Source organism: Streptomyces sp. SX-6, from assembly GCF_059089585.1.
On the sequence record NZ_JBTHHU010000020.1, the window covers coordinates 112,422 to 132,941 of the forward strand.

Annotated in this window: 21 protein-coding genes; 6 read left to right on the forward strand and 15 right to left on the reverse strand. The window is 70.6% G+C overall.

What is annotated here, in order from left to right:
* Positions 1–96: 96 nt before the first annotated feature.
* On the reverse strand, positions 97–960 hold the full coding sequence (locus ACV530_RS23300) for an EamA family transporter (RefSeq protein WP_494334553.1): 864 nt from the start codon (positions 958–960) through the stop codon (positions 97–99).
* A 95-nt stretch (positions 961–1,055) separates the two neighbouring features.
* Between ACV530_RS23300 and ACV530_RS23305 the strand changes: the two genes are divergently transcribed.
* On the forward strand, positions 1,056–1,922 hold the full coding sequence (locus ACV530_RS23305; protein ID WP_494334554.1) for a LysR family transcriptional regulator: 867 nt from the start codon (positions 1,056–1,058) through the stop codon (positions 1,920–1,922).
* Here the strand turns inward: ACV530_RS23305 and ACV530_RS23310 are convergent.
* On the reverse strand, positions 1,911–3,257 hold the full coding sequence (locus ACV530_RS23310) for an erythromycin esterase family protein (protein ID WP_494334555.1): 1,347 nt from the start codon (positions 3,255–3,257) through the stop codon (positions 1,911–1,913). The two genes, ACV530_RS23305 and ACV530_RS23310, sit on opposite strands and share 12 nt — an antisense overlap.
* Before the next feature lie 82 nt (positions 3,258–3,339).
* Positions 3,340–5,091: a TIGR03767 family metallophosphoesterase gene (locus ACV530_RS23315; protein ID WP_494334556.1), complete on the reverse strand. Its 1,752-nt coding sequence runs from the start codon at positions 5,089–5,091 to the stop codon at positions 3,340–3,342.
* A 187-nt stretch (positions 5,092–5,278) separates the two neighbouring features.
* Between ACV530_RS23315 and ACV530_RS23320 the strand changes: the two genes are divergently transcribed.
* The gene (locus ACV530_RS23320) at positions 5,279–6,433 is read left to right on the forward strand and encodes a methyltransferase (protein WP_494334557.1); all 1,155 of its coding nucleotides are present in this window, start codon (positions 5,279–5,281) and stop codon (positions 6,431–6,433) included.
* A 27-nt stretch (positions 6,434–6,460) separates the two neighbouring features.
* Here ACV530_RS23320 and ACV530_RS23325 read toward each other — a convergent pair whose 3' ends face one another.
* From ACV530_RS23325 to ACV530_RS23345, 5 genes are all read right to left on the reverse strand, one after another.
* Positions 6,461–7,423 (reverse strand): DMT family transporter, encoded by a 963-nt coding sequence (locus tag ACV530_RS23325; RefSeq protein WP_494334558.1) that lies wholly within the window; start codon positions 7,421–7,423, stop codon positions 6,461–6,463.
* 123 nt (positions 7,424–7,546) lie between these two features.
* Positions 7,547–8,506, reverse strand: coding sequence for a D-2-hydroxyacid dehydrogenase family protein (locus ACV530_RS23330; protein ID WP_494334559.1), 960 nt, complete (start codon positions 8,504–8,506; stop codon positions 7,547–7,549).
* Positions 8,507–8,599: 93 nt separating this feature from the next.
* Positions 8,600–9,472 (reverse strand): hypothetical protein, encoded by an 873-nt coding sequence (locus ACV530_RS23335; RefSeq protein ID WP_494334560.1) that lies wholly within the window; start codon positions 9,470–9,472, stop codon positions 8,600–8,602.
* Positions 9,465–10,115: a hypothetical protein gene (locus tag ACV530_RS23340; RefSeq protein ID WP_494334561.1), complete on the reverse strand. Its 651-nt coding sequence runs from the start codon at positions 10,113–10,115 to the stop codon at positions 9,465–9,467. The genes ACV530_RS23335 and ACV530_RS23340 overlap by 8 nt, the downstream gene beginning before the upstream one ends.
* 182 nt (positions 10,116–10,297) lie before the next feature.
* On the reverse strand, positions 10,298–11,131 hold the full coding sequence (locus tag ACV530_RS23345; RefSeq protein ID WP_494334562.1) for an alpha/beta fold hydrolase: 834 nt from the start codon (positions 11,129–11,131) through the stop codon (positions 10,298–10,300).
* A gap of 119 nt (positions 11,132–11,250) precedes the next feature.
* Between ACV530_RS23345 and ACV530_RS23350 the strand changes: the two genes are divergently transcribed.
* The 3 genes from ACV530_RS23350 (at position 11,251) to ACV530_RS23360 (ending at position 14,156) form a co-directional block, all read left to right on the forward strand.
* Entirely contained in the window at positions 11,251–12,144 is an 894-nt protein-coding gene (locus ACV530_RS23350) for a LysR family transcriptional regulator (protein WP_494334578.1), read from the forward strand.
* Positions 12,145–12,217: 73 nt separating this feature from the next.
* Entirely contained in the window at positions 12,218–12,643 is a 426-nt protein-coding gene (locus ACV530_RS23355) for a hypothetical protein (protein WP_494334563.1), read from the forward strand.
* On the forward strand, positions 12,630–14,156 hold the full coding sequence (locus ACV530_RS23360; protein WP_494334564.1) for a M64 family metallopeptidase: 1,527 nt from the start codon (positions 12,630–12,632) through the stop codon (positions 14,154–14,156). Before ACV530_RS23355 ends, ACV530_RS23360 begins: the two co-directional genes overlap by 14 nt.
* Here the strand turns inward: ACV530_RS23360 and ACV530_RS23365 are convergent.
* From ACV530_RS23365 to ACV530_RS23390, 6 genes are all read right to left on the reverse strand, one after another.
* Positions 14,153–14,659, reverse strand: a complete 507-nt coding sequence (locus ACV530_RS23365; protein ID WP_494334565.1) for an HD domain-containing protein — start codon at positions 14,657–14,659, stop codon at positions 14,153–14,155. The two genes, ACV530_RS23360 and ACV530_RS23365, sit on opposite strands and share 4 nt — an antisense overlap.
* 97 nt (positions 14,660–14,756) lie before the next feature.
* Positions 14,757–15,314 (reverse strand): hypothetical protein, encoded by a 558-nt coding sequence (locus tag ACV530_RS23370; RefSeq protein ID WP_494334566.1) that lies wholly within the window; start codon positions 15,312–15,314, stop codon positions 14,757–14,759.
* A gap of 135 nt (positions 15,315–15,449) precedes the next feature.
* Positions 15,450–15,845, reverse strand: coding sequence for a hypothetical protein (locus ACV530_RS23375; RefSeq protein ID WP_494334567.1), 396 nt, complete (start codon positions 15,843–15,845; stop codon positions 15,450–15,452).
* Between the two features lie 69 nt (positions 15,846–15,914).
* Positions 15,915–16,118 (reverse strand): hypothetical protein, encoded by a 204-nt coding sequence (locus ACV530_RS23380; RefSeq protein WP_494334568.1) that lies wholly within the window; start codon positions 16,116–16,118, stop codon positions 15,915–15,917.
* A gap of 135 nt (positions 16,119–16,253) precedes the next feature.
* Positions 16,254–18,227 carry a zinc ribbon domain-containing protein gene (locus ACV530_RS23385; protein ID WP_494334569.1) on the reverse strand — a complete coding sequence of 658 codons (1,974 nt, stop codon included), beginning with the start codon at positions 18,225–18,227 and terminating at the stop codon, positions 16,254–16,256.
* Positions 18,224–18,697, reverse strand: coding sequence for a recombinase family protein (locus ACV530_RS23390; RefSeq protein WP_494334570.1), 474 nt, complete (start codon positions 18,695–18,697; stop codon positions 18,224–18,226). Before ACV530_RS23390 ends, ACV530_RS23385 begins: the two co-directional genes overlap by 4 nt.
* 60 nt (positions 18,698–18,757) lie before the next feature.
* On the opposite strand from ACV530_RS23390, the gene ACV530_RS23395 reads away from it, so the two are divergent.
* A complete protein-coding gene (locus ACV530_RS23395) occupies positions 18,758–19,552 on the forward strand; it encodes a hypothetical protein (RefSeq protein ID WP_494334571.1) in 795 nt (264 codons plus the stop codon).
* A gap of 18 nt (positions 19,553–19,570) precedes the next feature.
* Here ACV530_RS23395 and ACV530_RS23400 read toward each other — a convergent pair whose 3' ends face one another.
* Positions 19,571–20,305: an HNH endonuclease family protein gene (locus tag ACV530_RS23400; protein ID WP_494334572.1), complete on the reverse strand. Its 735-nt coding sequence runs from the start codon at positions 20,303–20,305 to the stop codon at positions 19,571–19,573.
* Between the last annotated feature and the right edge of the window lie 215 nt (positions 20,306–20,520).

Sequence of the window (20,520 nt, forward strand, 5' to 3'; positions counted from 1 at the left end):
GGGCCCGGCGCACCGCCTGCGGACAACTTCCCGTCGGAGTCAACCAGAGCCGCCGGGCTCACGTGGGCGAGTTCGGTCAACCGCCGCGGGCCGGCGTCATGTCGCGTCGCTCTCGCGGTGCCCCGAGCGCGCGGCCGCCACGGCGGCGACGGTCACCGCGAGCACGCCGAGCAGCTGCACCGGGTCCGCCGCCTGGTGGAGGATCACGAGGCCGACGACGAACGCGATGGCCGGTTCGAGGCTCATCAGGGTGCCGAACGCGCCCGTGGTCAGCCGGCGCAGCGCGAGGAGCTCGAGGGCGAACGGCACGACAGGGACCAGCAGGGCCAGGCCGAGCCCCTCCAGCACGTTCCACGGCGTGAGGTGGGGCAGCGCCTGCGGCATGCCGGGGACGGCGGCCACGACCGCCGCGACCGGCATGGACAGCGACAGGCCGGTGAGCCCGTCGAAACCGTCGGCCACGCGCTGGGTGAGCAGGATGTACGCGCCCCAGCCGACCGCCGCGCCCAGCGCGAACCCGAGACCCGGCAGGTCCGCCGTGCCCTGCCAGGGCCGGGTCACCAGCAGCACCCCGGCGAACGCGAGCGGCGGCCACCGCCTGGCGCCGGGACGCAACAGCCCGACGGCGAGCGGGCCGAGGAACTCCACCGCCGCCGACGTGGCCAGCGGGATGCGGGCGATCGCCGCGGAGAACAGCAGCGTCATCGCGCCGCTGACCACCCCCAGCGCCACGGGGCTGCCCAGGTCCCGCACCCGCATCGTCCGCGGCCGGGGGCGCGCGATCGCGAGGAAGACGAGCGCGGCCCAGGTCAGGCGCAGCCAGACGGTGCCCGCCGTGCCGAGCGTCCCGAACAGGTGCGTGGAGGCCGCGGCGCCCACCTGGACGGTCAGCATCGAGGCGAGCGCGAAGCCGGCCGCCGGGACGCGGGGCCGGGCGGCCGGGTTGATCGTGATGGTCATGCCGTCATCGGACCCGATGCCAACCGTCCGTGTCCATCGTGTAATTCCGCACACACTGTCCCGGATTCACGGACGAACAGGCGGACGATGGCGTGATGGACACCCACCGTCTGCGCCTGCTCGTCGAGCTCCACCGCCGGGGCACGATGCGTGCCGTGGCCCGGGCCACCGGATACGGCACGTCGACGATTTCCGCCCATCTCGCGACGCTCGAGCGCGAGGTGGGCACGCAGCTGCTGGAACAGGTGGGCCGCACCGTGCGGTTCACCCCCGCCGGGCACCTGCTCGTGGAGCACGCCGAGGGGATCCTCGGCGCCGTGGAGGCCGCCCGCGCGGCGGTCGGTCCCGGCGCGGCGCCGGGCGGGCGGCTGCGGATCGCGTCGTACGCGAGCGCGCTGTCCGCGGACCTGCTGCCCGTCACCCGGCAACTCGCCGTCAGTCACCCCGACCTGACGCTCGAGCTCCAGGAGCGCGAGCCGCCCGAGGTCTCGGCGCTGCTCGACGACGACGCGATCGACCTCGGTTTCGTCTACGACTACGACCTGGTGCGCAAGCTGGGCGACAACGGGACGACCGTGCGGCTGATCTGCGAGGTGCCGGTGCTGCTGGCCGTCCCGGAGGGCGCCGGTCCCGCCGGGCTGCCGTGGGTGGTCAACTCGCGGGGCACGGACGACACCGAACTGGCGCTGCGCTTCTGCGACCTGGCCGGTTTCGCGCCGCGGATCGCGCACCGGGCCGACAGCCTCGACCTGGTGCTGGAGATCGTCGCCGCCCGTCTCGGCATCGCGCTGGTACCGGCGTTCGCCGGTGCCCGGCCCGGTGTGACGCTGAGTCCGCCGCACGGACCCGGGATCCGGCGGCGGATGTTCGCGGTGACCAGGCCGGGCCGGCACCGGTGGCCGGCCGTCGCCCTGGTCACGGACCTGGTGGCCGCCCATGCCCGGGCCGCGTCACCGGACTGACGGGATCGCCGCCAGGTAGGCGGCATGGACCCGGTGCAGGTGGACGACGATGTCGTGCGACTTCGCGAGCGCGATGTCGAACTCGGGGCCGTTCCCCGGGTAGGCGGTGCCGATGTTCCGGGTGGGCCGGGCCCGGGCCAGCCAGGTGCGGGCGTCGCGCGGCGCGGTCCGCATGTCCAGGACGTAGTCGTCCGCGCGTACCCGGTCCAGGACGCGCTCGTTGCTGCCGGGCCGTGCGGGGCCCACGGTGAAGACCTTCACCCGGCCGTCGGGCCCGGTGGCGTTGAACGAGCCGCGGCCGAAGGTGGTGGCGATGCTCACGTACCGCTTGCCCAGCGCGTCGCGCAGGAACGCCCCTTGGACCTTCGGGTAGTTCAGGGGGTCGCTGGTCTCGTAGGCGACGTGTGCGTCGTGGGCCGACAGCAGCACCTTGCTCCCGGTGTGCCGCTGCCACCAGGCCACGTTGGCCGCCATGAGGGAGTCGCGGTAGCGCATGCCCGCCGCGATCTGCCGCTGGTCGTCGAAGTCGAACGCGTACCCCCTGGCCGTCTGGTCGACGGCCGTCGCGTGCTGCACGGCCCAGGCGTACGCCTCCCGCCCGGCACCCGTGCCGGGCTTCTGCCGCTTGAGGAGGTCCAGCGCGCGTCCGGTCCTGGCGGCCATCTCCTTGCGTTCAGCCAACGGGCGCTTCAGGTACCCCTGCATGTACGCACCGGCGGAGACGGTCGGCCGCAGGCCGCGGTAGAGCTCGGTGAACCGCGGCAGCAGGGCCGGGTGGTTGCGGGCGACGTAGTCGGTCACCTTGTCGTAGAGCTCGGGTCCGGCATAGGCGAAGTCGTCGCCCATGAACTGCACTTGATCGTGCGGGTGGGTGCGGTTCCAGTCGCGCATCCACCGCACGAGCGTCAGGTATTCGGCGTTGTTCCACCAGGAGTAGTCGGCCTGGAACTCGTCGCGCATGATGCGGCGGGGATCGCCCTCGCCCCTCTGTACATAGGCGTTGAGCCGCTGTCCCGTGCTCCAGCTGGTCTCGAGAGCGAACGTGCGGAAGCCCTTCTCCTCGACGAGGTAGCGGAAGACCCGGTGCTTCAGCGTGAAGAACTCGTGCGAGCTGTGCGTGGCCTCGCCCAGGCCGACCACCTGGGCGTCCTTCACCATCCGCCCGAGCGGACGCAGGTCGCCCAGGTCGCCGGACGGGTCGGTGGTGCGCAGCGGATGGGCGGCGCGCCCGAGGGCGGGCAGCGGGGCGTGCCGTTCCGGCGGGGGCGACGCGGCGACGAGCGCTCCGAGGGAGAGCAGCAGCGCCAGGAGGGCGGCAGAACGGTGTCGTCTCATGCCGCCCAGGCTTCTTCCCCGGCAGGGGTGCCGGCCAGCCGGGCACCCCCCGGGTCCTGGGTAGTGCTGTCCCCCTTGCGTATCAGCCGCGCGGCGTGGCGAGCAGCAGCTCCGTGTTGTGGTCGGACGGGCCGCCGAGCTTCTTGGCCGGGACGGCGTAGGGGTCGTTGTAGGACAACTCCCGGTAGAGCGCGGCGAGTCCGGCGTCGGAGGTGTCGCCGAAGTCGGTCTCGTAGCGGGCCGCCGATTCCACGAGGGTGGTGAACAGCGAGAGCGTGCCGTCGCGGTTGTCGGCGATCTCGATGATCCGGGCGTGCTGCGGGTAGTCGATGTGGGAGGCGGTGTTGATCTCCCAGAAGGCGCGCTCGGGGGTGGCGTGGCCGTGGGCGAGGATGCGGTTCTCGTGGGTGTGGCCGTTGACCCAGGCGACGACGTTCGGGTACCGCTGCAGCAGGGCCACCAGGGCGTTGCCGTCGTGGCGGGCCTCGAACGGGTGGTGCGGGTCGGGCAGCAGGTTGCCCATGGACGCGCTGGTGTGGTGGCTGAAGACGACCACCAGCTGCTGGTCGTGGTTCCCCTTCACCCGGCGGCCGTCGGTGTCGTACCAGTGGCTGCTGTGCTCCTTCAGGACCGACTCCAGCCACTTCAGCTGTGCGGTGCCGATCGAACCGTCGGCGAACCCGGCCGGGTTGGTGGTGTCGAGGCTGATGCCCAGGACGCCCTCGGCGACGGGGAAGGTGTAGTAGAGGCGTCCCGCGGCGACGGCCGGTGCGGTGAAGCCGTGACCCACCGGGCCCGGGCCGGTGCGGGCCGGGTCGAGGTGGGCCTTGGCGAACTCCTTGGGCGTGAACGGCGCGCGCCGCGGGTCGGGGGTGACACGGCGTACGGGACCGCCGCTCTCCAGCAGCCGGGCCAGGCGGAGGAAGGCGTGGGCGGGGTCCTTGCGCAGCGCTTCGGCCAGCTTGGCCGCGTCCGCCTCGTCGCATCCCTCGAGCTTGCGGTCGCCGGTGTAGAGGGAGTGCAGGAGGCCGAGGTCGGGCAGGGTGCCCTCGATGCTGTCGTCGTGGTTGCCGATCGTGCTGTACCAGGGGGTGCGCAGACCGGGCGCGGTGAACGTGCTGCCGGCGGCGGAGAGGTAGTGGGGTATCTCGGGGAAGCCCTTGGCCTTGTACTCGTCCCGGAACGAGGACTCCGGGTTCCAGTAGACGGAGCTGCCGGAGTTCTGGACGCCCTCGTAGCGCGTGGGGTCGCCGCTGTTCGGGGTGATGGTGCCGCCGTTCATGACGGTCAGGTACCAGTCGAGTTCGATGCGCTCGTGGTTGTCGGTGTTGTCGCCGGTCGCCATGACCAGGGAGAAGGGTGCGCCCGTGAAGGGACCGCCAGGCAGCGCGTTCACCCGCTCCACGAGCGAGGAGGCGCCGCGCACGGTCAGTACTTCCTGGGGACGGTGCGCGCTGTCGATGAACGGGGCGAGGTACTCGAACCGCACCGGCGACTCGGTGTCGACCAGGTGCAGGTCGGTGAACTGCACGAAGCTCGCGAGCGCCGTGCGCCGGCCGTCGCGCGCGGGAGCCGCACCGGCCAGGTCGGTCCGTACCACGAGGGGCCATCCCGGACCGGACCGCAGGCGCTTGTACAGGCCGCTGCCCGTGGGCGTGGCGACCTGCTCGAGCGTGGTCCCCTCGGTACGGACGGCCCGCGCCGCGGTCGCGGCCACGGCACGGTCGCGGGCCGCCGCGGACGCGAAGCGGCTGTCGGCGAGCGTCAGCGCGGTGGCGGACGCCGCTGCCGCTGCGGCACCGGCGATGAACTGACGTCTGCTGTATGCGGGCATGGCGTGCTCTCCTGACGGTCGGTCGGCACCGATCGGGCACCAGGCCGCGCACTCCACGCCCCCCGACGCCTCATCACTTACCGGCGAGTAAATAGTCGCGGGCCAGCCTCACTTCCGGCACGGGACGTTCCGTAAACGGGGCGTGAAGGAATGGTGAGGAATGACCGTCGGTTAGCCTGAGGGCACAATGAACCGATTCTCCACTGCATGGGGTGACCTCGATCTCACCCGCTTTCCCGAGGACCCCCGTGACAGGCTGCAGGCCTGGGACGCGGCCGACGAGTATCTGCTGCGGCATCTGGCGGGAATCGACGGCGAGCCGGTCGGCCTGTCGGGCACCGTGGCCGTCGTGGGCGACCGGTGGGGCGCGCTGGTCACGGCGCTCGCCGCGCACCGGCCCGTGCAGATCACCGACTCGTACCTCGGGCAGCAGGCCACCCGCGCCAACCTGGACCGCAACGGTGCCGCCCCGGACGCGGTGCGGCTGCTGACGACCCGGGACACCCCGCCGGAGCGGATCGACGTCCTGCTGGTCCGCGTCCCCAAGAGCCTCGCGCTTCTGGAGGACCAGTTGCACCGCCTCGCCCCCGCCGTCCACGAGGGGACGGTCGTGGTGGGCACGGGCATGGTCAAGGAGATCCACACCTCGACGCTCGAGCTGTTCGAGCGCGTCCTCGGCCCGACCCGGACCTCCCTGGCCGTCAAGAAGGCGCGGCTCATCTTCTGCGCGCCGGACCCCGCGCGCACCCCGGGCGCCAACCCCTGGCCGCACACCTACGCCCTGCCCGCCGGTATCGGCGTGGCCTCCGGGATGACCGTCACCAACCATGCGGGTGTTTTCTGCGCCGAACGCCTCGACATCGGCACCCGGTTCTTCCTGGGCCATCTGCCGCGGCGCCAGGGCACCGACCGCGTGGTCGACCTGGGCTGCGGCAACGGCGTGGTCGGCACGGCGGCGGCGCTGGCCAATCCCGCCTCGGAGGTGACGTTCATCGACGAGTCGTTCCAAGCCGTCGCCTCGGCGGAGGCGACGTTCCGTGCAAACGCGGAGAACTCCACCATGGCGGAGTTCTCTGTGGGCGACGGCCTGTCGGGGGTCGCGGCGGACTCGGTGGACCTGGTCCTCAACAACCCGCCCTTCCACTCGCACCAGGCCACCACCGACGCCACGGCCCGGCGCATGTTCACGGGGGCGCGCAGGGCACTGCGGCGCGGTGGCGAGCTGTGGGTGGTCGGCAACCGGCACCTCGGCTACCACGTGACGCTGCGCAGGCTCTTCGGCAACTGCGAGGTCGTCGCGGGCAATCCGAAGTTCGTGGTGCTGCGGGCCGTCAAGCGGTGAGCCGGGCGTGACGCACGCCCGGCTGTCTCAGACCGCGGACGGGGTCCGGTCCCGGTCCGGCGACCGGACCGGCTCCTTCGAAGGAGCGGGAGCGGTCCGGGCCGCCGGCCGGCGCATCGCCGCGATGGCGACACCGGCCAGCACCGTCAGGCCTCCGACGCCCGCCATGGGGCCGGGCAGCGTGCCGAACATCGCCGCGTCCAGCGCGAGTGCCGCGACCGGAACCGCGTAGAGGACGAGGGAACTGGCCGACGCCGACGCGACCTTGAGCACGCTCGACCAGGTGCAGAAGGCGAACACCGTGCAGCCGAGGCCGAGCCAGACGATCGCCGCGCTCTGCTGCCAGCCGGCCGTCACGGCGTGCGCGGCCGCCGACGGGGTGAACGCCAGCAGGGGCAGGAGGCCGAAGAGGCTGCCGTAGAAGATGCAGTCCAGACCGGAGTAGCGGCGCAGCAGGGGCTTCTGCAGGATGAAGGACGTCGCCTGGGCGGCGGCGGCCAGGACGACCATGGCCATGCCCGCGTGGGATCCGCCCCCTCCCCCGCTTGTCATCGCGACCACGAGCGCGCCGCACAGGGCCACGACGAGCCCCACGGTTCCGCGGGCACCGGGCCGTTCCCTCAGCACCAGCACCCCGAGGATCGTGGCGAACACGGGGGACGTGGCCACGAGCATCGCGGCCGTGCCGCCCGCGACATGGCGCTCACCGGCGTACAGGAGCAGTTGGTAGGCGGTCATGCCGGTCAGGCCGAACCCGGCCATGCGCACGATGTCGCCGCGGTGCAGCTTGCTGATGCGGCCCGTGCACAGGCACGGGAGCAGGATCACGACGGCGGTGACAAGGCGCAGCACCGCCATGTCCGTCGGGGAATAGCCGTCGAGTGCGATACGGATCGCCGGAAAGGCCGATCCCCACAGAATCGCTGTCGCGGCCATGAAGGTCCAAGGAGTCGCCGCCCGGCGCTCGCCCGCCACGGAAATACCGCCCATCGGTCGGAGAATTCGGGGAATCTTCGGATGCCGACGACGCTACCGAGGCGCGAGCCATAAGTCGAATAATGATTTTCTCCACTCTCCCAAAGAGTTCCTTTGAGAGAGTGGAGAAAGGGCTGGTCAGGCCAGGCGGCGGACCGGTTCGCCCGCGAGATGGGCGGCGATGTCCTCGACCGCCTCGCGGAAGTAGCCCTCGTAATTGCGGCGGGTCACATAGCCGAGGTGCGGGGTGGCGAGGAGGCCCGGGAGGGCGCGGAATTCATGGTCTTCGGGGAGCGGCTCCAGGTCGAATACGTCGACGCCGGCGCCGGCGATCCAGCCGTCGCGCAGAGCCAGGGCGAGCGCTTCCCGGTCGACGATTGCCGCGCGGGAGGTGTTGACGAGATAGGCCGTGCGGCGCATGCGCTTCAGCTCGTCCTCGCCTATCAACCCCCTTGTGCGGTCGCCCAGTACGAGGTGCACGGAGACGAAGTCGCTGCTTTCCAGCAGCTCTTCCTTGGTCCGCATGCGCAGGACGCCCGCCGCTTCGGCACGCTCGTCCGTCAGGTTCGGGCTCCAGGCGACGACGTCCATGCCGAAGGCCTGGCCGATGCGGGCCATCTTGGTGCCCGTCTTGCCGAGGCCGAGCAGGCCCAGGCGCCGGCCGTGGAGATCGGCGCCCACCGTGCTCTGCCAGGGGCCGCCTTCGCGCAGGGCCGTGCTCTCCTGGACCAGCCCCCGGGCCAGCCCGAGGATCAGCGTCCAGGCGAGTTCGACGGGCGGCTCGGAGTTGCTGGCCGTGCCGCAGACGGTGACGCCGTGCCGGGCCGCGGCGGCGAGGTCGACGGAGGCGTTGCGCATGCCGGAGGTGACGAGGAGCTTCAACCGGGGCAGCCGGGCGAACAGTTCCTCGGGGAAGGGGGTGCGCTCGCGCATGACGACGACGATCTCGCAGTCGCCGATCTCCTCGACGAGGCGGTCGTGCCCGTCGATGTGCTCGCGCAGGGTCCGTACCTCCACCGCGTCGGCGATCGCGGACCAGTCGGCCATGGTGAGGGCGACGCCCTGGTAGTCGTCGAGCACGGCGCAGCGGAGCTTCATCGGATGATGCCTTTCGGTCCGGCGGGAGGCCGCGGGCGCGGCCCGGGACAGTTTCCCAGGCCGGCTGTGCTCGGGATCCGCGGCCCCGGCGCCTCACCAGGGGCCGAAGGGCACCAGATAGGGGCCGGTGGCATGCCAGTCGCGGCCCCCGTCGTCGACGTTGTGGAAGAGGTGGCCGCAGTACCAGGCCACGAGGTCCTTGCCGTCGATGTCCTCGCCGTTGACGTAGGCGCCGAGCCCGTCGTCGGCGGCGCTGCCCTGCCGGCCGTGGCGGTCCTCGCCGCCGTGGTAGCGCAGCAGCCACAGGTCGGCGGTGGAAAAGGCGTCCGCGGTGCCGTCGTTCGGGCCGGGCAGCAGGTAGTAGCCCCGGCCGCTGTCGAGGCCGGCCACGGCCCAGGCGCGCCCGGAGTGAGGGTTCTTCACCCGGCGGGTCTCGGTACGGAACGGATGCCAGCCGGTGCCCCACCCCTCGTCGGGGGCATAGGAGTTGTACTCCAGCGCGAGGTCGTTGCGGGCTCCGTCGATGTCGAAGTCGAAGCGCCAGTAGGTGTGATGGCGGTGATTGAAGGGGCACTGCAGGCCCATGCTGAAGAGCCTGGGCATGACCACGCCGTTGGTCCAGAACACCCATCGGTGCGTCAGCCGGTAGGCGGCGATGGTGTGGTACGACTCCAGGGTCAGGGCGCGCTGCCCGCGGTCGGTGTAGGCGTAGACGCACACCCTGCTGCCCGGACAACGGCGGGTGGGGTGGGAATTGTCGTAGTTGAGCGGGTCCTTGTACGGGCCGCAGGGGCCGTCGTACTGCACGCGGAGCGACGGCAGGCTGGCCTTGGCGAAGACCTGGTGCCCTCGGTAGGCGGCCCGGAGGATCACGATGCCCTCCTCGTCGGGCGCGTCCGCCAGCCGCCAGTCGAAGGACCACACGGGTGCGTCGGCGGGCCAGACCAGGTGCCCCGATTCACTCATGACAGCAGCCCCCTTCGTCCACCACGCGCTCCTCGCCCAGGTCGACGACGACCCGCACCTCGGGCATGCGCCGGTCGGCGGGGCCGAAGCCCACATAGGCGCGGCGGTGCCCGTGGTGTTCGTCGCCCTCGGCGACGTCGCTGGTGAGCAGGACCATGGGCACGGAGTCGGCCGTCAGCCGCCGGGCGACCGCGGGGTGTGCCCGTGCGACGGCCGCGGCGCGCTCGATCTCCGCGGCGGACAGGCCCGGTTGGGCCGCGCTCCACGTCACACCGGTGACCGTGGGAGGCTCTCCGTCGTCGAGCGAGATCTCCAGGGTGTGTCCGTCGGTGTAGTCGTGGACGAGGACGGCGATGGCGGGCACCGCGCGGTCCTTGTCGTCGGTCAGGGCGCTCGCCCCGAGGACGGCGTACCGGTGGCCCTCGAGGACCGACCGGATCCGCTCGTCGGCCGCGAGAGCGGGTGCGACCCGCTCCAGCAGCTCCTCTCCCGTGGGTGCGGCCGTACGCTCGCACGCCACGGGCTCGGCCGCGGAGGGAGTTGCGCCGGCGCCGGGGATGTCCCGGATCGCGGGCTCGGCAACCGGGGGGAACTCCCTGAGATCAGGTCGTCCCGGAGGCGGACCGAGGCGGATCACTGGCATGGAACATCCTCCCCTCCCGGAGCGCCGGCGCTGCCCTCGCGACCGTGCAACTTAGATGATTCCAGAGTGCGTTCAGCCAGTCACCTACAGTAGCCATCGGATCGATGCACGGGCCCCGGGCTCGCGCCCCGGCGTACGTCCAGGGCGCGCGGCCCCGCAACCTGCCCCGGGATATGCCCCGTTCAGACCAGGAGCCCCTGCTCGGAGGCCAGCTGCTCCTCCAGGAATCCGGCGATCTTGGCCGTGAATCCGGCCGGGTCCTCCCCCGGTGCCCCGTGCCCCGCGTCGATCTCCGCATAGCGGGAGTCCGCGATCCGGGCCAGCAACTCCTGTTGCTGGCCCGCCCCGATGATCCGGTCGTGCGCGCTGGCCAGCACCAGGGTCGGCGCGGTGATCCGGCCCAGCACCGGACGCAGGTCCACCGTGCGGTCGGTCTCCGTCTGGCGGTCGGTACCGTGCGCGATCACGTCGGCGAGGGAGGCCACCAGTGCCTCGTTCGCCGCCGCGTCCGTGCGCTCCCAGTACCCCGGGCCGAAGGCCATGAGGGGCAGCATCCGCGGGAACAGCGTGGTGCCGTGGGCGGCGTCGGCGCGCAACAGGTCGATCCAGTACCGGAATTCGGCGTCCATCCGGACGTCGGTGCGGACCCATCCCGCGTGCAGGGCGAGCGAGCGCACCCGCTCGGGCCGGGTTCCCGCGATGTGGGCGGAGACGACCGCGCCGAGGGAGTGGCCGACCAGGTGGAAGGTGTCCAGCCCGGCGGCGTCGGCCGCGGCGACGACCTCGTCGGCGAGGTCGGCCACGGTGACCGGACCACCGTGGTCGGTGGTGTCCCCGGAGCCCGAACAGTCGGGGGCGACCACGGTGAACCGGTCGGCGACCGCCTCCGTCAGCGGCCGCCACTGCTCGCGGGTGGCCCCCGTGCCGTGCACGAGCACCAGGCCGGGTCCGGTCCCGGTGACGTCGTACGCGACCGTGGCCTCGCCACCGCTGATCCGCAGGGATGTCGTCGGCATGACTGGGTTCCTCTCCTCGTTTCCTCGTTTTCCTGGTCCCATCCCAGCGCGATCACGGACCCCGGCCAAGAAGCGAAGTGCGCTTACACTCATCACCGGTAACGATCAATGGGGTGGCCATGGAAATCCGGCAGTTGCAGTACTTCCTGACCGTCGCCGAGGAACTGCACTTCGGACGTGCCGCCGAGCGGCTGCACATCGTGCAGTCGGCGGTCAGCCAGCAGCTGCGCAAGCTGGAACGCGAGGTGGGGATCGACCTGTTCGACCGCACCACGCGCACGGTCCGGCTCACCGAGGCGGGCCGGCGGCTGCTCCCCCATGCGCGGGAGGTGCTGGCCGCGCAGGCACGGGCCCGGGCCGCCCTCGACGAGCTGCGCGCCGAGGAGGCCGCCACGCTCCGGCTCGGCACGAGCGCGGGCCTCGGGGCACGGCTGGATGCGCTGCTCGCCGCGTTCACGCGGCTCGCGCCGCGCGCCCAGGTCGAACTGGTCACCGCGCCCACCGACGACCGGCTGAAGTACGTGCGGTCGGGCGAGCTCGACGCGACCCTGCTGCGCGGCGAACGGGACGCCGACGGGCTGGAGTTGCTGCCCCTGTGGCAGGACGCCCTCATGGCCGCGCTGCCGGCCCGCCACGACCTCGCCGTGCGCGGCGTCATCGACATGGCCGAACTCGCCGGCCTGCCGCTGCGGCTGGCCTCGCGCACCCGCAACCCCGCGTTGTACGACCTCGTGACGCGGTCGTGCCGCGAGGCGGGGTTCGACCCGGTCCTCGGTCCGGAGTTCACCACCGACCAGGACACCCTGGCCACCATCGGCTTCGGCAAGCCGTCCTGGACCGTGTTCTACGCTCCGCACGTCGGCCAGTTGTCGATGCCCGGCGTCGTCTTCCGCCCGCTGCGGGGCCCCGCGCCCGTGATGCGCACCTACCTCGCGGTACGCCCCGACCCGCCCCGCGCGGAGCTGCGCGCTCTGATCGAGGCATGCCACGCGCTCGAGGCCGACGCCGCCTGAGGGGTTACAACCGGCCATTCCGGCGCAATACTGGAACCCGGTTGCCGGGACCCTGCGCAAAGGGGATGCGCCCATGACCGCCGTACGACTGATCTTCGAGTACGAGGGAACGGACATCCGTCTCGTCTCCCGGCAGCGTGTGGACATGACACCGCCTCCCGGCGACCCGTCCGAGGAGGAAAGGGAGCTCACGGGCTTCTGGATCGAGGTCCGGGATGCCGGGCGCCGGACGCTGTACCGCCGCGTCATGCACAACCCGGTGCGGCAGGACGTCGAGGTCTTCTCCGACGCCCCGGAGCGCTCGATCGCCCGGATGCCCGCCGCGTCCCCGCGGGGCACGTTCGTGGTCGTGGTCCCCGACATCGAGGCCGCGGACCATGTCGCGCTCGTGAGCAGCCCGCTCGCTCCCGGGCAGGCGATCGCCCCCGCATCCGAGATGGCACGCTTCACGATCGGGCCGGGCACCGGCGGGAGGGGCGGGGACGATGGGAACAGGTGACGGGCAGGTCCTCGGCACGACCCTGGTCGTCGATCACGGCTCTCCCGCGGACCGCTGGAACCTGGTGCTCATGGGAGACGGCTATCAGGCCGGGCAACTGGGCCAGTTCGCCAATGACGTCCAGTCGTTCGTCAGCACTCTCTTCACGACCCCGCCGTTCGACGCGCTACAGGCCGCCATCAACGTGTACCGGATCGATGTCAGCTCGACCGACAGCGGTGCCGCCGACCCGACCGCGTGCGGCGGCACCGGGGCGGCACCGCGGACCTATTTCGACGCGTCGTTCTGCAACAACGGGGCCCGTCGGCTGCTCGTCGTCAACACCAACACCGCGCTGTCGGTCGCAGGCAACCAGGTTCCCCAGTGGAGCATGGCGATGGTCATCGTGAACTCCACCGTGTACGGCGGCTCGGGCGGCCCGGTGGCCGTGTTCTCCCTCGCGTCCGGCGCCAATGAGATCGCCCTGCACGAGATGGGGCACACGGCGTTCGGCTTCGCCGACGAGTACGAGTACTACCTCGGCTGCGGGGTGGACACGGACCGCAACAACCATCCGGCCGTCGAACCCGCCCAGCCCAATGTCACCATCGACGCCAACCGTGCGACCAACAAGTGGCAGGACCTGATCGATCCGTCCACGCCGATGCCGACAACGGCCAACGCGGACTGCTCCCGGTGCGACCCCCAGCCGGACCCGCTCCCCGCGAGCACGGTCGGCGCGTTCGAGGGCGCCGACTACTACCACTGCGGCGCGTACCGGCCCCAGTTCACCTGTCGCATGCGGGCGCTCGGGAACCCCTACTGCGCCGTCTGTCAACGGAGGATCCGCCAGACCCTCCAGCCCCACATGCCCGCGGCACGCACCGCCGGCGGGATCACCTCGGTGGCACGGATGCCCGGCCATCTCGACGTCTTCTGGGAGGGCACGGACAGGCAGGTCTGGAGCGGATGGTGGGACCAGGCCGCAGGCCAGGGCTGGGCCGACCACGGAGTCTTCCCCATCGCCACCAACTTCCCCGTCCAGGCCGCCCAGACAGCCGGAATCACTTCGGTAGCCCGCATGCCAGGCCATCTGGACGTCTTCTGGATCGGCACCGACGGGCAGGTCTGGAGCGGATGGTGGGACCAGGCCCCGGGCCAGGGCTGGGCCGACCACGGAGTCTTCCCCATCGCCACCAACTTCCCCGTCCAGGCCGCCCAGACAGCCGGAATCTCAGCCGTCGCCCGCATGCCAGGCCACCTGGACGTGTTCTGGATCGGCACGGACGGGCAGGTCTGGAGCACCTGGTGGGACGAGGCCGCAGGCCAAGGCTGGGCCGACCACGGCCCCTTCCCCATCGCCACCAACTTCCCCGTCCAGGCGGCCCGTACGTCCGGAATCACCGCACTGGCACGCATGCCAGGCCACCTCGACGTCTTCTGGACCGGCACCGACGGCCGAGTGTGGACGGGGTGGTGGGACGAGGCCCCGGGCCAGGGCTGGGCCGACCACGGGGTGTTCCCGATCCGCTAGGACCGCTCCCGAAGCTCCGGCAGAAGGTGCGGGTTGATGATCGAGACGATCCTCTCGATCTCCTCACTGCCGGCGGCCGCCCACAGAACGTCGCGTGCGGCGCGGTACTTCGCGGCCAAGCGGGCCCGCTTGTCGGCGGGGAGCTGTGCGGCTCGGTCGGGGTGGCTGTTGTGGGCATTGTCGGCGATTTTCACCAGGGTCGCTTCGTGACTTCCGGTGATCCGCCGAATCTTCTCGCCGTAAGAAACTCCGGGCTGGTTGGTGACGTCCTCGACCACTCCGACCACCTTGTCCGGGATGCCGATGGCGCGAAGTTGCTCAGCCGTCCAGTCCGTGTCTTCGAGCACGTCGTGCAGCAGCCCGGCCATTTGGAGATCGGGCCCGAAAGACACGAGTCCTGCGGCAACCGCACGGACGTGTTCCACGTAGGGCACACCAATCTTGTCGACTTGCCCCGCATGCGCTCTGTCCACGAAAGCGTCGACTTCTTCCACGGTCTCCATGTCACCTCCTGGTATGGGAACTGTCAGCCTAAAGGCGGCCCCACAAAGGGCACTCAGGCCCGGGGCCGAGCGACGATGACAGGAACTGGCGCCCGGGTCAGGCAGAAGCGGCAGAGCCGTTGAGGGTGGCGGCGAAGCCGGCCAGAGCGATGAAGTCGTCGTCCTGCAGGCCGATGCGTGGGTTGACGTGGTGGAGCAGGCGCTGGCCGGGGTGAGTGGCGGTGATGTGGATGTGGTCCGCATCGGTCTGCTCGTCGTCCACCCAGGCGAAGGGCCGGCCGTCGGCGTATGCGACAAGTGGCGCGGTCTTCCAGTGGACTCCGTCCGGGCGCTCGCGCATCAGGGCGTCGCCGAAGTCGACGAACGGCAACGGCGGGAGGCCGAGGACCGGACCGATCCACTGATTCGCGTCACCCGCCCAGGCACTTGCCCAGCACAGCTCGAACCCGAGGGCCAGCAGAGCTTGGCCGTGTGCAGGTTTGAGCCACACCGTCTCCGGTCGCATGTAGGACCGGGGACTTCCGACCGCGGAGGGTCGGCGCGCTTCGGCCGGGAGACTGACCGTGATGTAGTCCTCGGGGCACGTGCCGGACAGCGTCGCATATGGGTTCAACGGGCCGTCGATGTCCAGGAACAGCAACGGTCGTCGGCTCACGGTGTCCTCCTGATGCAGTTGACCGGTTCACCGCAGCGTATCCCCGCCCGGCAACACGGCCGGAGCCGCGTCCTTGACGCGGCTCCGGGGGTCAGGCGCGGACGCACCCGGCGTGGGGACGTGCTGCCGTGGGGGTCACGGCCTGTCCAGAGTGATCGAGTTGACCGGAGTGAGGTCGGCGTAGATGCCCCACTGCGGCGGCATGTCCTGGAAGCAGTTGGTGCCGTTGTAGCCGTAGCACAGGTGGCCGTGGGCACCGCCGTACTGGTTGTTGATCACCCAGTGGTTGCCGTACTGGTTTCTCAGGTTGTGGGCCCCGTAGCTGTAGAAGATCAGGGACGGGGAGACCGGGTCCTGGTCCTGCGGGTAGACGCAGACCGCTCCGGACGGGCAGCCGAGCCAGCCGTCGGTGGGCTTGGCGGGCGCGGCGCCGGAGGTGCCGGCGGCCATCACGGTGGCAGTGGCCGTGGCAACCGCCACCGCGGCCGCGCGGCGGATCGCCTTGCGCGAGAACGCTGCGCACAATGCCATGTGCGATTCCCCCTTGTGGGCGTGCGGTTCCTTGTGGACACCCACCCGCTATTGCAGTGGGCATGCCAGTCAAGTATCCGCCCGGCGGCCCACCGCGCCCGCCCCTTCGATGCTGCTCGAAACACGCTGGTGGCCCACCACGCGGTGCCGCCGGGCTCCGTCGTCCATCAGGAGGTTGGCCAGCGGCGAACGCGCCCCATGGCGCAGATCCATGAACTCCGGCTGCTCCGGCTCCGGTTCGTCCGGCACGACGAGATCGCTGAAGAAGCCCACACCTCTCCCCTCCGCGCACGTCCCCACGTGCACTCACCCTGCGATCGCGGCAGAGGGATCCGACAACGGGCCGAGGCCAACATCAACACACGTGCAACCAGCCCCGGTTGACAGATTGCCGTGTAGCGTCTCTGATCAGCTAAGCGATCCCATGCAAGACGTTGTGTCTGGCGTGGGATCTGCCCACCGTGGTGGGGAAGCATGAGCGTGGAGATGGAATCCTGCGCCCAGTGCTGCGCCTCGCGGCCGGCGGCCGGTGGTGGGTGTGCTGGTCGTCTTCACGCCTTGGTGCCGGTGGGCTGCGCGGGGCAGCCGCCGGTCCGTTGGTGCGTGTCCCTCCGGACGCTTGCCCGCCGGACCGAGAGGCCGGGCGGGGGAGGGTGCCCTGCGTCGCCTGGGCGCGGGGCGTGTGGAACGAGGCCGGGTGGGTCCTGTCTTCGACCGGTCTTCCCGGCTGGTCTTCGGAGTCTGTGTGATGACCGCCGATGCTTCCAGCTTGTCCACGACGGAGCGGATCACCATGGTGCCGCTGGTCTTGTCGAGCACGGTCTTCGCTTGATGGACCAGGCCGCGTGCAGCGATCCGCCGCCACGCCCCGTGGTCACGGTCGCCCTGCCAACCACAGGACTGATTGGGACAGATGGCCCACTTCCAGCCCGCGACGGTGGGACGGTCGGGAGCTTTGCGGTGCCGCAACGGCGTCAGGCACAGCGGGCAATGCCTGGAGGTGTTCTGGGCGGGCACAGTGACCACAGCGATGCCCACCTCGGCGGCGAGGTGCCGCATGCGGTCGGTGATCTGCCCGCGCACCGTCTGCGACAGGCGCGTATTCGTGGTACGGCCCATGCCCTTCGCTTCCATCGACCGCAGGTCTTCCAGATAGATGACCGTGGCCCCGGCGGCAATGGCCTGGTCCACGGCCCACCGTGCCGCCGACCACGCCAAGGCGTCGTTGAGGTTCGACCGCCGGTCCGAGACGTGCCGGATCTCTCCGCGCAGCACTTCGTACTTGCCAGCCAAGTGGTGCTGCTCGTCATCTCCGATGAGCCGGGCGATGTGGTCCGCCTTGGCATGCAGGTGCTCCGAGAGGCGGCGGAGCCGGTGCTGTTTGGCAAGGACGCCGGCGGCCCGGAACTGGGCCCCCGCCCCGAGGGGAGTGATCCGCCCGTCGTCGTGAAGACGAACCGCACCAGCCGAGAGCAGCGTGTTCAGGCCCCAGTCCACGCCGAGCGCCACCTGGTGGCCGGTGCGCCGGGTCTTCGGGACGGCATGGGTGTAGGCCATGTCGGCGCGCACCTTCCCGCCCGCGATACGCAGGGTGGGCAGATGCAGCACCGCCGAAGCCGGGACGGTCGGAGGAAGGGTGATCGGGCACGCCACCCATGTCCAATCCGCGTACGTCCCCGGGTCGGGCCGGGTAGGGAGCTGAAGCCGCAGCAGCGCCTTCGTGTGGTCACTCTCGCAGCGCTCGATGGTGACCTGCTGCCCGTCACAGGCAGCGAGCAGCAGCATCCGCGCCACACGCGATGTGCCCTCGGCCTCGAACACATCGGCCGGAAGACGGCCGTGCTCGGCGGCGAACCTGGCGATCTGCCGAGTGCGGGAGGTAATGATGCTGGACGGCAGACGATCCCCGCCCGGCACCGCTTCGCGCACCTTCTCCCACTCCTCGGGTGTGCGCTTACGCGGATCGGCGGGCCAGGTCGCCAGCACCCCGGCAGTCAGGTCGGCGCGCCATTTCGCCGAGCGCAGAGCCCGCCCGGCCTGCTCCTGGGCCATCCGCACGATCCTGTCATTGACCTTGATGCCTTCGGCAGCGTCAACGGTCCATCCAAAGCGTCGCAGCGCCATCCACGCGTTCGACGACAGGTTTCTGCCCCCGGCGTCCACTCCGGCCGCGAGCACGCCTACGTCGTGGATGTTCCCGTGCTCGTCCAGCAGCTTCGCGGCCATGCCGGACACCAGATCGGCGGCCCAGCCGACCCGTTCGGTGAGCACAGCCGCGGGCAGGAGTTCTCCGGTCTTCTCGTCCACGCCCGTGCGCAACACTGCGCGGGCGCAGGCAGTACGGGAGGTCTCGTCGTCGGCGAGCAGTATCTTGCGGCTCACGCAGCACGGCCCTCCGTGCCCGTGCACTGGCCGTACACAGCGAACAGGCGCTTGAGCCAGCCGACCCCGAACCGGGCCGGCCGATCCCCGTGGGTAACGCGTACGACGGTCGCGCTGCCGTCGGACACCATCTGCAACGCCCGGTTCACACCAGGCCGGTTCTCCCGCAGACCACAGCCACGGTCCTTGACGATCTCGCCCATGGAGGCGGCCCGCAGCTCTTCTTCCTGCGCTGCCGACGACGATTCCTGCCCGGACGAGCCTGGCACGCGCGCATACAGAACCTCCCGCCGAGGGCAGGAAGTTGCAGGGCTGCTGCCACCCTTCATGCTCTCCACGTCAACCGAGGAGAAACGGCGCTCACGACCAACCCACGCGAACAGGATCTTGCCGTCGACAGCCCACTGGCGAAGTGCCATCGGACGTATCCCGAGACGCCTCGCAGCCTTGGACATGCGCAGCAACCCCATATTCTCAACCATACGTGACAACACCAGGGATAACTAATGAAGTTGGTGAGCCTCCACCGCATGTCCACACCTATGTCTCCCGTGCCGGAGCAGCCAGGCAGCGCCTCTCCGTACCAGAACCAGGCCGTTCTGTCCCAGGGCAATCCCTATGCGCAGCCCGCGCCCGGGTTCGGCGGACCGCCGCCGATACCTCCGCTCCCGCCGTACGGCGGCGGTGGAGGTGGTGGGGGCGGCGGCGCCGGAAGAGCGGGGAGAGCCGCGCTGTGGGCGGTGGTCGGTGCGGTGGTCGCGTCCGCCGCGTGGGCGGGCGGGGTCTTCCTCACCGGTGGGTCGGACGACCCTGATCTCCGCGGCTACGCGGTGCAGTCCGACGCGTGTACGGCCACCGACATCTCCGCGTTCAAGACGCACTATCCGCAGGTGGACAGCGCGAAGGCGACCAAGTACACGGTCAAGGACGACGCGATGGACACGATGTACTGCGACGAAAGCTTCAAGCTCAACGGTTCGGCCTTCGCCGACGGCACGCTGTCGGTACAGGCCATCCTCCACAAGAAGACCGATCCCGCACCGGAGTTCGCGGCCACCACGCAGGCGACCGCGCAGCGCAGCACCAAGACCAAGGTGAGCAGGATCGACGGCTACGGCGACGAGGCATATGTCACCACGGAGGAGACCGGCGACAGCCTCGGCTGGCGCTGGGTGACCGTCCTCGTGCGGGACGGGTGGATGACGTACTCGGCGTCGTGGAGCAGCGCCTCCCGCGGCAGGGACAGTGCGCCGCCGTCGCTGGACGACATCGTGACGTGGACCAAGGCGACGGCCAAAGCGAGCATGGCGAGGATGAAGCATTGAACCGCCGCCTCGGCGTTCCTACTTCTTGAGTACGACACCCGCGCTCGAGTCCGCCGGCAGCGGCTCGCCCGGGCAGGAGCCGAGCACGCGGTTCATCGCGTCCCGCTCCGCATCGGTGACCCACAGCCGGTACTTCTTCTTGACCGCTATCTGCCGGGCCACATAGGCACATTGGAACTTCTTGTTGGCCGGCAGCCACGACGCCGCGTCGGAGTCGGACTTCTGCTGGTTGGCCGGGCCGTCGGCGGCGACCAGGTTCAACGGGTCGTTGGCCAGGGCCTCGCGCCGGTCCTGGCCGATCTTCTGCGCGCCCGTCTGCCAGGCGTTCGACAGGGCGACGACGTGGTCGATCTGCACGGCCGAGGAGGTCTGCCGGCCGCGCTGGAACCTGATCGTCTTCCCCGTGTACGGATCGGCGAGGGTGCCGGAGTCCACCACGCACTTCGAGGAGCCGTCGAACCGCGTGCCCTTCAGGTCGCGGCCCAGGATGTCGTTGCGGGTGTCGCACCGGTTGCCCGAGCCGGGGGCGCCGGTCGAGTCCGACCATGCCGTGCCGAACTTCGCGACGCGGTCGTACCCGGACTTGGAGGCCGCCTTCTTCGCCCCCAGGTCCTTCAGCGCGGCCGCGGCCGCGCCCGACGCCTTGCCCGACGCCTTGTCATTCCCCTTGCCGTCCCCGTGGCCGGAACACCCCGTCAGCAGACCGGCGGTCAGCACGGCGGCGAGGACACGGCCACGTGTAGCGCTCTTCAACGACTCTTCCATTTCACCCGGCGTCAGATGTGCATCCGGGCCGGTGCGGAACGTCCCGTACCGGCCCATAAAAGATGATCACATGGAGCTAGTGTGATGCGCCAGAAATCCTGAGGGTTAGTTACTACCCTGTTGGCATGTCGCATCCGGGGCCTTCCGCTGTGGAGATCACGCTGTCCGAGGCCGAGCGTGCCGAGCTGGCACGCCGGGCAGGG